This window comes from Chitinophaga sp. Cy-1792, assembly GCF_011752935.1.
Lineage (GTDB): Bacteria > Bacteroidota > Bacteroidia > Chitinophagales > Chitinophagaceae > Chitinophaga.
Genome location: NZ_VWWO01000002.1, coordinates 1,683,714 through 1,697,155, shown reverse-complemented (window position 1 = coordinate 1,697,155; position 13,442 = coordinate 1,683,714). Strand labels below are relative to the sequence as shown.

Annotated in this window: 12 protein-coding genes; 4 read left to right on the top strand and 8 right to left on the bottom strand. The window is 47.0% G+C overall.

The annotated features are described in order from the left end of the window. Positions 1-43: 43 nt before the first annotated feature. The 4 genes from F3J22_RS21060 to F3J22_RS21045 all read right to left on the bottom strand — a co-directional run bounded on the left by F3J22_RS21060 (position 44) and on the right by F3J22_RS21045 (position 4,848). Positions 44-2,464 carry an ABC transporter permease gene (locus F3J22_RS21060; RefSeq protein WP_167019903.1) on the bottom strand — a complete coding sequence of 807 codons (2,421 nt, stop codon included), beginning with the start codon at positions 2,462-2,464 and terminating at the stop codon, positions 44-46. Positions 2,465-2,618: 154 nt separating this feature from the next. Beyond that, positions 2,619-3,344 carry an AAA family ATPase gene (locus tag F3J22_RS21055; protein ID WP_167019902.1) on the bottom strand — a complete coding sequence of 242 codons (726 nt, stop codon included), beginning with the start codon at positions 3,342-3,344 and terminating at the stop codon, positions 2,619-2,621. Positions 3,345-3,346: 2 nt separating this feature from the next. Then, positions 3,347-3,874 (bottom strand): GNAT family N-acetyltransferase, encoded by a 528-nt coding sequence (locus tag F3J22_RS21050; protein ID WP_167019901.1) that lies wholly within the window; start codon positions 3,872-3,874, stop codon positions 3,347-3,349. A gap of 65 nt (positions 3,875-3,939) precedes the next feature. Beyond that, complete coding sequence (locus F3J22_RS21045; protein ID WP_167019900.1) at positions 3,940-4,848, bottom strand: DUF72 domain-containing protein; 909 nt, start codon at positions 4,846-4,848, stop codon at positions 3,940-3,942. Between the two features lie 133 nt (positions 4,849-4,981). On the opposite strand from F3J22_RS21045, the gene F3J22_RS21040 reads away from it, so the two are divergent. After that, positions 4,982-5,965 (top strand): glycoside hydrolase family 43 protein, encoded by a 984-nt coding sequence (locus F3J22_RS21040; RefSeq protein WP_167019899.1) that lies wholly within the window; start codon positions 4,982-4,984, stop codon positions 5,963-5,965. A gap of 9 nt (positions 5,966-5,974) precedes the next feature. Here F3J22_RS21040 and F3J22_RS21035 read toward each other — a convergent pair whose 3' ends face one another. Then, entirely contained in the window at positions 5,975-6,307 is a 333-nt protein-coding gene (locus tag F3J22_RS21035) for a hypothetical protein (protein WP_167019898.1), read from the bottom strand. Continuing rightward, positions 6,294-6,827: a GNAT family N-acetyltransferase gene (locus tag F3J22_RS21030; RefSeq protein WP_167019897.1), complete on the bottom strand. Its 534-nt coding sequence runs from the start codon at positions 6,825-6,827 to the stop codon at positions 6,294-6,296. Before F3J22_RS21030 ends, F3J22_RS21035 begins: the two co-directional genes overlap by 14 nt. Positions 6,828-6,985: 158 nt before the next feature. On the opposite strand from F3J22_RS21030, the gene F3J22_RS21025 reads away from it, so the two are divergent. From F3J22_RS21025 to F3J22_RS21015, 3 genes are all read left to right on the top strand, one after another. Then, entirely contained in the window at positions 6,986-8,284 is a 1,299-nt protein-coding gene (locus F3J22_RS21025; protein ID WP_255492076.1) for a family 16 glycosylhydrolase, read from the top strand. A gap of 40 nt (positions 8,285-8,324) precedes the next feature. Then, on the top strand, positions 8,325-8,999 hold the full coding sequence (locus tag F3J22_RS21020) for a Crp/Fnr family transcriptional regulator (protein WP_167019895.1): 675 nt from the start codon (positions 8,325-8,327) through the stop codon (positions 8,997-8,999). Positions 9,000-9,070: 71 nt separating this feature from the next. Further along, entirely contained in the window at positions 9,071-10,765 is a 1,695-nt protein-coding gene (locus F3J22_RS21015) for an alpha/beta hydrolase-fold protein (protein WP_167019894.1), read from the top strand. Between the two features lie 131 nt (positions 10,766-10,896). Here the strand turns inward: F3J22_RS21015 and F3J22_RS21010 are convergent, their stop codons facing one another. Both F3J22_RS21010 and F3J22_RS21005 read right to left on the bottom strand, forming a co-directional pair. After that, a complete protein-coding gene (locus tag F3J22_RS21010; protein WP_167019893.1) occupies positions 10,897-11,925 on the bottom strand; it encodes an exo-alpha-sialidase in 1,029 nt (342 codons plus the stop codon). A gap of 138 nt (positions 11,926-12,063) precedes the next feature. Further along, positions 12,064-13,404 carry a YeiH family protein gene (locus tag F3J22_RS21005; RefSeq protein WP_167019892.1) on the bottom strand — a complete coding sequence of 447 codons (1,341 nt, stop codon included), beginning with the start codon at positions 13,402-13,404 and terminating at the stop codon, positions 12,064-12,066. Between the last annotated feature and the right edge of the window lie 38 nt (positions 13,405-13,442).

Genomic DNA, 13,442 nt, shown 5'->3' with positions numbered 1-13,442 from the left:
TTTCAACAGCACCAGGAAGCATGCGGTGGCGGAAGAATGACTATCAGGACTTCAAACTTTTAACCGGGTTGGTCAGTGCGGCCCTGATGGCCTGATAACTCACCGTACAAAGTGCGATTAAAACAGAGAGTACGGCCGTACCAGCAAATACCTGCCATCCTATAGCCGTACGATATGCAAAATCCTGCAGCCAGTGATGCATCGCCCACCATCCCAGCGGGAAGGCGATCAGCAAAGCAATCATGACCAGTTTCAGGAAATCTTTAGACAAGAGGTGTACGATATTGGTAACAGTAGCTCCCAAAGCTTTGCGGATACCTATTTCGCGGGTCCGTTGCTCTGCAGCATAGGCAGCCAGGCCAAATAATCCCAGGCAGGCAACAAATACCGCAAGAATGGAGAATGTCAGGGAGATCACTCCCATCCTGGTCTCCGCCTGATAGATCTTATTGAAATCATCATCCATAAAACTATAGGAAAAAGGCTGCCCCGGTAAGAAGGCCTGCCATTTCTTTTCTACCATAGATAAGAGCTTTGGCATATCGTTGCTGTGTACACGCAATGCAATGCTTCCCCGTTGTTCCCCCAGGAAAAGCGCTACCGGCGTTACCTGTTCGCGGAGAGAATTGAAATTGAAATCCTTTACTACACCTACAACATGATAGCCAGCCAGGTCGGTGTACTGCATTCCGTCCAGTCCGTATATACGGGTATTAACCGGGTCTTTGAGCCCCAGGAGTTTTGCGGCGGCCTCATTGATGATTACGCCGGAAGAATCGGAACCATATGCGGACGAAAAATTACGACCCATTTTCATCTGCATGCCCAGGACAGGAATATATTGATCATCTACAAACCAGTTCTGCATAGAAACGGCTGTTTTCGGGTCTTTAGTCGGACTCAGAAAAAGTGGACTATCATTTCTGTAGGTACCGGTTGGCAGATAACCCGTGGTGGTAGCACCGGAAACGCCTTCCAATCCGGTAAGTTCCTGGCGGAGGGCCCTTATCTGGTTACCCAGGGCATTTGTATTATGGATCACCAGCACCTGATCGCGGTTAAACCCTAATTGTTTGTTGCGGATATAATTTAGTTGTCCGTAGATTACAATAGTACCTATGATCAGGAAGATGGAGATAGCGAATTGGCCTATTACGAGTGCATTTCTGAAAGAACTTTTCTTAAAACCGGCTGCCAGTGTACCTTTCAAAACCGCTACCGGGCGAAATCCTGATAAGAAGAAAGCAGGATAACTACCTGCGAGTATGCCCACAAAAAGTACCAGCAATAATAACAGCAACCCAATCTGCGGCGTAGCCAGCAATCCGATATTCATTTCCTTTCCTGCCAGCTGGTTAAAGAACGGCATGGCCAACGCCGCCACACACAAGGCCAGTAGCATAGCAATGGCACTGATCAGCATCGATTCAGTAATGAATTGCGCCACCAACTGCGTACGTTGTGAGCCCATTACCTTCCTCACTCCTACTTCCTTGGCCCTGTTGGCACTTTTGGCAGTAGAGAGATTCATGAAGTTAATGCAGGCAATCAGCAGGATAAACAAGGCAATAGCCCCGAAGATATAAACATATTGAATAGAGCCGTTGGCGTTCAGCTCAAAGCTCTTATTACTGTACAGATGGATGCTGGTTAATGGCATCAATTCATAGTTGAGGTAGTTGCCATTTTTCTTTAGCTCTTCCAGGGAGGTATTCAGGACCGTATTTATCTGCGGGCCGGCATGTTTATCGGCCAGGGCCTGGACTTTACCAATGAATACTTTCGGATCTGCGCCATCATGCAGGCGTACATAGGTAGCAAAGTTATTACTGAGCCAGTTATCTTCTTTCCCTTCAGCAATACCGGCAAGGGACACATAGAAATCGAATGTCAGCTGAGACTGGGTGGGTAATTGTTTTAATACACCGGTAATGCGATAAGGGATAGAGTCGTTGATGATAAGCGTTTTGCCGACAACATCCGTAGCATTGAAATATTTTCGTGCAGTCTTTTCCGTTAGGACCACTGTTCTGGGTTCGGTGAGCGCAGTAGCACTATCACCTTCCAGCAATGGCATCGAAAAGACGTTAAACATGTTATTATCTGCATAAATAACGTGGTCTTCCTGGATATTCTGCAAACCTTTTTTTACCAGGAACCCATCATAGGAGCGAAACCGGGTGGCTTCCTCTACTTCAGGGATATCAGTTTTTATGGTGGCCGCCATAGGCGCCGGAGCGGTTGCAACAATAAAATGTGAACCACCGAAATTGATGTTACCGTCTATACGGTAAATATTATCAGCGTGTTTATTATAGCGGTCGTAGCTCAGTTCATCCAATACATATACGATGATGAGCAGGCTTGTTGCCAGGCCGATAGCCAGACCGAAAATATTGATTGCTGAGAATTCCTTGTTCTTCCATAGGTTCCGTATTGCAACCCTGAAGTAGTTCCTAAACATAGCGATTCGTTTACCGGGTTATAAAGATAACTTTAGTAACCAAATTGAACACCAACAATAATACATATTGAATATCAACACAATACATATTCAATCTGTAAAAATAATGTTCAGATACGGACAAATGCTGTTCGGATATGAAAGTAGTGGCGGATTAATTGGCGGTAGCCAGGCGTTGTTTATGTTCCAGTTCAGCGATAATCCGGGCTTTCATTTCGGTGTTGATATAATCTTTGGCTTCGGCGTAAGAGATATCGAATTTGCGTTCGATATGGCGGAGATGTTCCGGGAAGCGGGCCAGTGCTTTATCGTAGTAGTCGTTGAGTTTATCGGCAGCAGGGAGTTCGTATTGCAGTTTCAGCTGGAACCGGCGCAGCAATGCAGGATCGATGAGGTCGTAGAAGTTGGTGGCGCAGATGAGGAGGCAGTAGTTCGGGAAATAGTCTATCAGCTGGATGAGGGTATTCACGAGGCGGCGCATTTCGCCGGAATCCTTATCGTCGTTGGCCCTCGCCTTTCCAATCTGGTCAAACTCATCGAGGAAGAGGACTGCCTTTTCCTTGATAGCCTTGTCGAAAACCAGCTTGAGATTGGTCGCAGTTTCACCTAAGCGGGAAGAGATGAGGGTACTGAGATTGAGTATAACGATATTTTTGTTGAGCGTATGGGCAATCGCTTTGGCGGTGGTGGTTTTACCACAGCCGGAGTGGCCGTGCAGGAGGATTTTATTATCTACCGGCAGGTCGTATGCAGTCAGTTCCTCCACGTATTGGTGTTCTTTCACCACCTGTTTAAGGATTGCTTTATTTTTATCGCTGAAGAAAACATCGTCGAGGGTAATTTTCTCCGGATCAACAATTATCAGATTATGTATACTCATCACTAATGCCAGTTACTTTTATTTAATGCATACACCAGTCGTACTTTCGGTGCTTCCCCTGCGATGGTGACAATTTCCTTTCCGGCAGGAATGGCGCCCAGTTTGGCTATGGCCTGTTGCGACCGGAAATTTTCTTCTCCCACATGGAAGTTTACCTGTTCTACATACTGGAAGATATGGTTCAACATTAATTTTTTGACGATGTTGTTGAAGCCGGTACCCCAATATTTAACAGCGAAAAACGTATAGCCGATCAGGATAGTATCACCTTCGCCCTCTGCTTTGTAGAACCTGGTGCTGCCGGCAATTTCGCCGGTCTTTTTATCGATGATGCTATAGGCGCCTTTGCTGGCGATGGCCGCATTAAAAAAGCGCCGGAATACTTCTTTTTTCCAGCGGTCCTGCTCAGGGTGTTGTTCCCAGATGCGGGGATCGGCAGCGACGGCATATAGCGCATCAAAATCAGCTGTAGTAAGCGGTTGTAGTTTCACTACCTCATTTTCCAATATGGCCTGGATAACATCCTTCATATTTCAGCTGATTTGTCGCCGCAAAGGTACGAAGTATTCTGATAGGGACTTTTATGGGCAGCGGATTAAAACAGGGAAAGTTGTGATTCCTGTGCCTCACGGGGTTCTAAACCGAAGAGACTGCGTACTTCCTTGTAGAAAGCGGCTTCATATTCACCTTCATGTACATGGAGGAAAAACCAGGTTTCTTCCAGTCCGGCAGCCTTCCATTCTTCGAGTTTAGGGAGCCATTCTTCGAGTCTTCTGATATCATTGATATGATCACCTTTAGTAACGAAGCGCAGGAAGAGCTGGGGAGTTGTAAGGCCCATGTGCAGTACATCACGGCGGCCGGGCGTATCGGTCATAACCACGCCGATAGCCATTTCCCTTAATGTATTGAAGAACTCTTTCCGTTCGAAGCGGTTGGAAAACCATTCATGGTGGCGGAGTTCCACAAAGAAGTCTATTTCTTCCGGCAGTTGTTCCAGGTATTTGTAGAGATTGAGTTTGCGGGCAGGAGAGAAATGTTCACTGAGTTGCAGGAATACAGGGCCCAGCTGCTTTCCGAAGGCTTTTATACCATCCAGGAAAGCTTTTGTTTCTTCCGTTGCATTGAGCAGGGTACTATCATGGCTGATAGACTGCGGGAATTTCGGACAGAAGATAAACTCATTGTTCTTTACTTTTTCCAGCCATTTGCGTACTTCAGCAGGAGAATAAATTTTATAATGCGTGGCATTGAGTTCTACGCAGTCGTACAGCTCACTGTAGGTAGTGAGCATACTGGTATCCTTGATATTATTGGGATAGAGGGTACCGACGAATTCTTTGCGTGTCCATCCGGAGGAGCCTATATGCAGTGTATGATTTTTTGCTGCGGTGCGTAAAACCTTACTGGTAATCGGGTCGTCTGGTGGAAGGGTAATATCCATTGCATCATAACTTTTCCATGCTGCGCCGAAGTCCATATCGAAGAAAGTTTTAGGCTGCAAATTTAGAGATAATTTGATTTCCTGCAAAGGTGCGGCGATTCACAAAGTATCCAGCGGACCAGATATACTTTTGTGACAAATGCACAAAAAAGCAGCTTGCTAAATCGATTTTTTTCTACTAAATTGATCCTTTATGAAGAAACTGATCCTATGCTTCGCAGCAGCCTGTAGTACCTGGATGGTATCTGCACAGGTAAAAACTAACGTAAAACATTCCGGCAATCCTATCTTTCCGGGCTGGTATGCTGATCCTGAAGGGGTGGTGTTCAATAAGCAATACTGGGTTTATCCTACTTTTTCGGCACCATACGAGCAGCAGGTATTTTTTGATGCCTTCTCCTCCCCTGACCTGGTACACTGGACGAAACATCCTCATATCATGGATACCACAGGAGTAAAATGGGCAAAAAAAGCCATCTGGGCACCAGCCATCGTGGAGAAAGACCGGAAATACTACCTATTCTTTGGCGCCAACGACATCCAGAGCGACCAGGAAACCGGTGGCATCGGCGTAGCAGTAGCCAGTAAACCGGAAGGCCCCTATAAAGACCTGTTAGGTAAGCCACTGGTCGGTAAATTCTACAACAAAGCCCAGCCTATTGATCAATATGTATTTCAGGACGCAGACAAGCAATACTACCTGATCTACGGCGGGTGGCGTCATTGCAATATCGCGAAGCTGAAAGGTGACTTTACAGGATTTATTCCATTTCCGGATGGACAGACATTCCATGAAATAACGCCCGATCATTATGTAGAAGGCCCTTGTATGTTCCTGAAAGATGGCAAATATTACTTCATGTGGTCGGAAGGTGGCTGGACAGGCCCCGATTACAGCGTAGCCTATGCCATTGGCGACAGTCCGGCCGGCCCGTTCAAACGCATCGGCAAGATTTTGCAGCCCGATCCTGCCATCGCCAACGGCGCAGGTCATCATTCGGTCATCCATCTTGCCAAAGAAAATAAATGGTATATCATCTACCACAGAAGACCACTGACAGAAACGGCAGGTAATTCAAGAGAAACCTGTATCGAGGAATTACATTTTGATGAAAACGGCAGGATACTGCCCGTAAAACTCACTAAAGAAGGCGTTCCTGCACACAGGATACAATAACATAGCTTGTCAGGATTCAGCGCCGTAACCGGGCTGGATCCTGCTATTTAACAACCTGGTCTTCTCTTCCATCTTCCTGACTATTTCTTCCCTGACGATCAGTATAGACTGCCCCTTAAACGATTCGGCATAATGTGTTTTTGCATCAAAATACTCCTCCACCAGTATAAGAAATGGATCTTCCGCCATGACGGAAGTAATAAAATCATCCACCAGTGGTAGCTGAGCGGCATCCAGGTAACATTCGGGTCCACGCACCAGAAATCCTTCATTAATGTCATCGTTGTCCAGCGCCTGGCGCAGGGCTGGCAGGTATAGTATCCAAAATTCAGTGCTGGTCATGTAATTGGGCATAATATTCTTTCTTCATCGAATAATAATCAATTGTTCCGGCAGGAGTTCCTTTTTGTAACCCATTCTTTTCAAGTACCCTGCCAGAGGCGGTATTTTCCTGATCACAGGTAGCGAAGACCTGGTCCAGCTGCAATTCTGTGAAGCCGTACTGCAACATGGCCGTGATGGCCTCCGTAGCAATGCCTTTGCCCCAGAAAGGCTCTCCTATCCAATAAGCCAGCTGGGCCGCCGGGCGGGTCATATCCAGGTGAAAGCTGATCTCTCCGATCATCTCCCCGGATTCTTTTAAAACAACAGCAAAAATGTACCTGGACTTTGCTTTGAAGCCCTGCAGGATGTAACTCAGCCGGAATACGGCATCGGGCTCCTGGTATGGGTATGGAATGTTCAGAATATAGCGTGAAACATTACGGTTACCGGCATACTTCACCAAAGACGGAATATCATCCGGGTCCAGCTTACGAAGGATTAACCTGGTCGTGTACAGTATCGGAAATGGATGCATCATATATCAGTTAACGTGGTCCATAAAAATAAACAAAATCATAGTCTGGCAACTGCAGCTACTCATTTTCCATTATGAAAATCCATCATTAAAATGTATTTTGTATGACATAATACAATTCATATCCCTCGGAAATAGTGCCGCCCTTATTTGACGGCGCAATGCCATTATTAACCAGATCTAATTCAAGCAACATGAACATTACCCGATTTAAAAGTGGACCGATTGCCGCAGTGGCAGCCCTTTCCATATTATTATCCTGCTCCAAGAATTTTACCAGTCCGCAGCAAAGCAGTAGCAGCAATCTCACCACTACAGCCGTTACCCCTGCAGTAGCGGCCACTTCCAGCTATCAGCTCATATGGTCAGATGAGTTTAATACAGACGGCGGCTTCGACACCAGTAAATGGTCGTTTTGTGAAAGGGGCACACCTGCCTGGACGAAGTACCTTACAGAAAACCCGGCCTATGCCTACGTTGGGAGCGGCAACCTCAAACTGCGAATGGACAACAGCGTTATTACAGGAGATTCTATCGCGTACCATTCAGGAGGTGTGAAGACTTCAGGGAAGTTCAATTTCCTGTACGGCAAGGTGGAGGTACGCGCCAAATTCAACCAGGGTCAGGGTTCCTGGCCAGCCATCTGGATGATGCCTGATAATCCTGTTGCCTATGGCGGCTGGCCCAACAGCGGGGAGATAGATATCATGGAGCATGTAAACTTCGGCAGCGTGGTATATCAGACCGTCCACAATGCAACGGTAACGTCGTCCAGTGGCGGCAGTTCTGCTTCCCATGCGGCGTCCTATAATGCCAGTGATTATAATATCTATACGCTTGTCTGGTCGCCAGCGAGCCTGCAATTTTACGTGAATAACGTGCTACAGTATACGTACAGCAAACCAGCCGGCGCCACCTATCTTAACTGGCCTTATGATCAGCCTTTTTATATCATCCTGAACCAGTCTGGCGGTGCCGGCTGGCCGGGCGCCATTACTGATTCCAATCTTCCCTTTACCATGGATGTAGACTATGTCAGAGTGTATAAAAATTCCTTGCTGACAAACGGAGGTTTTGAAACTGGGGCGCTTTCACCCTGGACTACCTGGGGCACTGTTTCACAACTGGTGAGTACAGATGCGAGAACAGGCAGCTATGCCATACGGGAACAGGGCACCGGAGAAACCTCCATCGAGCAAAGCATTACCGGGCTGGAAGCCAATACCACCTATCGTTTTGGCGGATTCGGAAAAGTGGACACAGCAGGCCAGTCGGTGCTGCTGGGCGTTAAAAACTATGGTGGCTCTGCGGTAGATGCCAATATCACCAGCACCACCTATCAGCATAATGCTGTCCTGTTTACAACGGGGGCATCCAATACTTCCGCAACATTGTACTACTACAAACCACTGAGTGGTACTGTGTTTGGAGATGATTTCTATTTGGAGAAGATGCAATAATCAACGCGCATTGTTTCCGGGGGGAAATCCTGCATCATCCATGCAGATACTTAAAATTAGGTTACATTCGTTTGCCGGCGATCATGCCAGGCATATCATAACAGTCATTGTGAAAACCACCGATCATCAACATATAATTTCGGCCTTTTTTGCAGCATTGCGGACCTACCAAGAATTATCTCCCGGAACCCTTGCTGCAATGGAGAAAATGGTACGTATAAAAGAAATACCTGCCGGCACTTTATACCTCGCAGCCGGGGCCCAGCCTGTATTTGTATCCTTTATTTACCAGGGACTATTTTCCTATTACCATCCATTTGAAAACGGAGATATTGTTATTAAGCGTTTTTTCCCGGAGAACAGTTTTGTAGCGGCAACAGCGGCATTGATAGCCGGGCAGCAAAGCCAGTTTGCGATACAGGCCCTGGAGGATAGTATTGTGGTAGAATTCAGTTTTAAAGAATTTAAACACCTGATGCTGCAACATCCGGACCTGGCATTTTTCTGGATAAATTACCTGGAGCGTAACTGGGTAGTAGAGAAAGAATTCAATGAAGTCAACTATAAGGTGTTGCCGGCAAAAATCCGTTACCAGTCTTTCCTGGAGGCCTCCCCTCAGCTGGCTTCGCGGTTGCAGCTACAGCATATTGCCGCCTTTCTGGGCGTCACGCCCACACAGCTGAGCCGTATCCGTGCCAGCGAAAAGAAAAAATAGCCCTGCACTCAACATATGTAAAGTGACGGCTGCCTGATCCTGCGGAGCTTTGTCCTATAAATAATCAGGACATGAAAAAGTTGAAAGGAATAATGCTGGTCACAGCGGGAGCCGCCAGTTATGGCGTTCTGGCTACCTATGTCAAGATAGCCGGTCAGCAGGGATTCAGTACTGCGGCCATTACCTTTGCCCAGTATTTCACAGGATGCATTGTATTATTCATACTTGACCTGTTCAGAAAGCGTTCCCCCGTTGCCGTTAACAATATTAAAGAGAACCTGCGATTACTGGGAGCAGGCACCTTCCTTGGACTCACCAGCACCTTCTATTATCTTGCCGTGCAATACCTTCCGGTATCTGTTACCATTGTATTGCTGATGCAAACGATCTGGATGGGTATACTGGTAGATTGCATACGTAACCGTAGTGTGCCTACCATCCAACAGGTGGCAGCTATCGTTATAGTGCTGGCAGGCACTTTTCTGGCTACGGGCATTATGGGCAGCAGCATCAGCTGGAACGGGAAAGGCGCCATTTATGGGTTGTTGTCGGCCGTTTGCTATACCGGCGCCATGTATGCCGCCAATCATGTAGCCACTGGTTACCCGTTGTTTTACCGGTCAAAGATGCTCGTAGCGGGCGGATTGATCGCCATCCTGCTATTCTGGAACAGGCAGCTGGTACAGGATTTTGAGTGGGCCGTTATTCCCCGCTGGGGCCTGTTCCTTGGTTTATTCGGCACTATATTGCCGCCGGTGCTTTTCAGCAAAGGGTTTCCAATAGTAGGTATGGGCCTGGGCAGTGTGCTGGCAGCCATAGAGATACCAGTATCAGCCGGGCTGGCACATGTTGTATTGCAGGAAGCCATTACCACACTGCAGATAGTAGGTTGCATACTGATCATTGCCGGTATCGTGTTGCAGAACTTCCGTTTCAGCAAGCGATTAAAACAGATAGCCGTTCCCGTCATATTGCTATTTACAGTAACATCAGCAAAAGCAGCGATGGTAGATACGTTGAAAGTTTACTCCCCTTCCATGAAGAAAGGGATTACTACACTGGTGGTACGCCCGGATGCAACAGCAACGCAACCGCTGCCATCGGTGTATGTATTGCATGGCTATAGCGGTAATCCCACCCGGACACTCACTTTGGACATTCCTTCCCTACCTGCACTTGCCGATCTTTACCAGCTGGTATTTGTATTACCTGATGGCGGTTTCGACAAATGGTACCTTAACAGTCCGCTGATGGCTGATGTACAATATGAAACATTTTTAAGTAAAGAGCTCCCGGCGTATATAGATAGCAGTTACCATACCCGTACCGACAGATTTGGCCGCGCCATTATGGGCTGGAGTATGGGAGGATATGGCGCCTTACACACCGGTATGCATTACAGTCATATGTTTGGTGCGATCGGTAGTATTTGCGGGGCTGTGGAGATCGTTCCTTTTATCAAAGATTTTGGCATCAATAAATTAATCGGAAATGACTCCGCCAGCTGGAAACAGTACGATGTTTTACAAAACGCCCGACAGCTGGCATTTTCACAACAGGAAATTATACTGACCTGTGGTACAGACGATCCATTTCTACCCTATAACAGGGAACTGAATGCTACCTTAAACAAGCTACACATTGCACATACTTATGTAGAATCGCCAGGGGCGCATGATTTCAGGTACTGGTCGGATGCTGCGCAGTATGAGGTGTTATTTCTGCATAATTATTTTGAGAGATATAAGTATGTGTTGAGGAGATAAATTTCAGTATAGCGATAGATGAAGTTGTTTTTCAGGTGATACCTTCGGTATCACTTGTGGGGGTCGCCCGCCGTCTCTGCTCAGTAGAGACGGCGGGCTATTACCCAATTACAATATTTTGGTAACTAGCCTTACTGCTGCTTCAGCACTACGTGCTTTACGTTTTTACGATCGTATGTGTACGTTATATGAATCAGGCCGTCGTTGGTCTGAATAATGGCGGGATAGCTGAACTCTTCCGTGGTACCGTCTTCCAGTGTTACCACATCCTTCCATTGTGTACCATCTACGGAGCAGGCTACACGTAGTTTTGCACGGCCGTTGAACCAGTCTTTCCCCGGTACGTCCGGATTGTAGACGATCAGCTGCAAACCGTTTCGCAGCGTAACAGCATCGGTGCCGGAGTTAGGATTCAGGAGCATGGTTTTCGTTAGCGGCGACCAGGTATTACCATCATCTGCAGACCAGGACTGCACTACATTTCCCTGTTTACTTCTGCATAAAACCTGTAAGCGATTGTTTTTATAGGTGAGTACAGAAGGCTGGATGACATCCAGTCTGGATCCCGTATCGATCGGAATTAATGTCCATTTACGGAATGATTCATCGGTTTTTTCGATGAATGCTTTCCAATGACCGCCGGCCTCTTCAATGCTGCCAGGGCAAAGGACAGTGCCGTTTTTCAGTAAGACAGCCTTGTTCTTTATTGGCCCCAATATATTTTCGGGCAGTCGTTCTGCGGCGCTCCAGCTTTGTCCATTATCGGCAGAGCGTTGCATCATGCCCCACCATTCACGGGGATTAGGGCCCACCTTGTAAAACAGTACCAGCTCATTCTTACGCGTTTTATACAGGACAGGGTTCCAGCAGGGATAACGTAAAGTATCGTGCTGGATACCATTGGCCACAGCCAGCGGTATTACTTTCCCGGCAGCGTTGATTTCTCCCGCCCAGATGTCCACGTCGTTTGCACCTTCGTGGCTGCCACCAAAGCAGGCCACGAGCAGTTTATGATTATTTGTTTCAATCAGCGTTGAGGCGTGACAGTTATTAAACGGAGGAGGATCGTACAGCAGTGCTGCACTAACCTTGGTAAAAGATTGAGCGGTGGCCGTACCTAAGCTGCATGACAACAGCAACAACAACAAATTTCGGATCATCTGCAAAAATTAAAATCTACATAAAATACATCTCCCAAAAATATAAATAAAGGCCAGACCATAAAAGCGAAGTTCTATAATGAAAACTGCCCGGAAACGACTACGTTCCGGGCAGTTAAAAAAGTATAGCCGTTGGGTTTATTTGATATCAGGAACAGCAAAAAGATATCCGCCGAACAGGATCCAGGCCCAGATGAGGGTCCAGATAACATTGAATATCTGGGCGCCGATGAAAGCCAGCGCAGGACGACCACCTTCCACCTGTACCAGGTCTTTAAAGCGGGCTTCCAGTCCGATAGAAACGAAAGCCATGGCAAACCAGATGGTTTGTAATGCCTTCAGAATATCTTTTACTTCTCCGATGGTGGATGCCGGCACTACAAATGAAAACAGCAGTGAAGTAGCCAGGAAGCCCAGTACGAATTTGGGGAATCTCTCCCAAACGATACCAAAGCCCGGTGTACCAGCGGTACCAGCTACTTCTGCGCCTTCTTTGGATGGGCGATAGCTCCACCAGATAGCGATAAAAAATGCTGCCACCCCAATCAGTACATTCTGTGAAAACTTAATGATCACACCTGCTTTTACAGCACCTGGCCCTACAATCTGGGCAGCTGCAGCCACCGAAGCGGTTGTATCAAGTGTACCGCCTAACCAGGCACCACCAACGATTTCAGGAATATGAAACACCTTGATCAGCCATGGTTGTAATACCAGCATGGGAATAGCTACTATCAGCACCAATGTGGTTACGTAAGACAACTTCTTTTTATCGCCCTGTATAGCGCCACTGGCCACGATGGCCGCTGCTACGCCACAGATGGAAACCGCAGAAGCCAGGATAACGCCGAATTCATCATCCACCTTGAGTTTACGACTCAGCCACAGTGCAAAGAACCATACGGCAGCTACTACCAGTATTGCCTGAATGATGCCAGGGAGGCCTGCCTTGATGATATCTGTAAACAGGATACTGCTACCGAGGATAACCAGTCCTGTTTTGATAAAAAATTCAGAGCGGGCAGCCTTTTTGATCCAGGTGGGTGTTGCATTGGAGTTGCCGAGGATCAGGCCCAGTACCAGCGCGAAGATCACATATTCGAGGCCGTAGTAGGACAATGTTTTATTTCCGGAGATAATGAGCGAAGTAACGGCCAGCAGATAGATCACACCGAATCCGGGGAGGTACAAACGCATATCATCTCCCATAGATTTCACAGCGATAGCTGACAGCAAAAAGAAGCCGCCGCCTATCAGCAGTATCAGCAGCAGATTGGCAGGACTCAGTACTTTAGCTATCAGTTCTTCTCCGGAACTCCAGCTATAAACGGGTACCTGAATTTTAAAGTCCGGCAAAGAAAGGGCAAAGGCCAGTATCAATGCTACGATAAATCCGCCGGTGATGACGGCCCACCAGTCTTCGGTTAGTTTTTCCAATAAGGGCTTTGGTTGTGGAATTGCGAGTTCTTGTTGGCTCATGGATAATCACTTATTTAATTTTTAAAAGACACTGATTT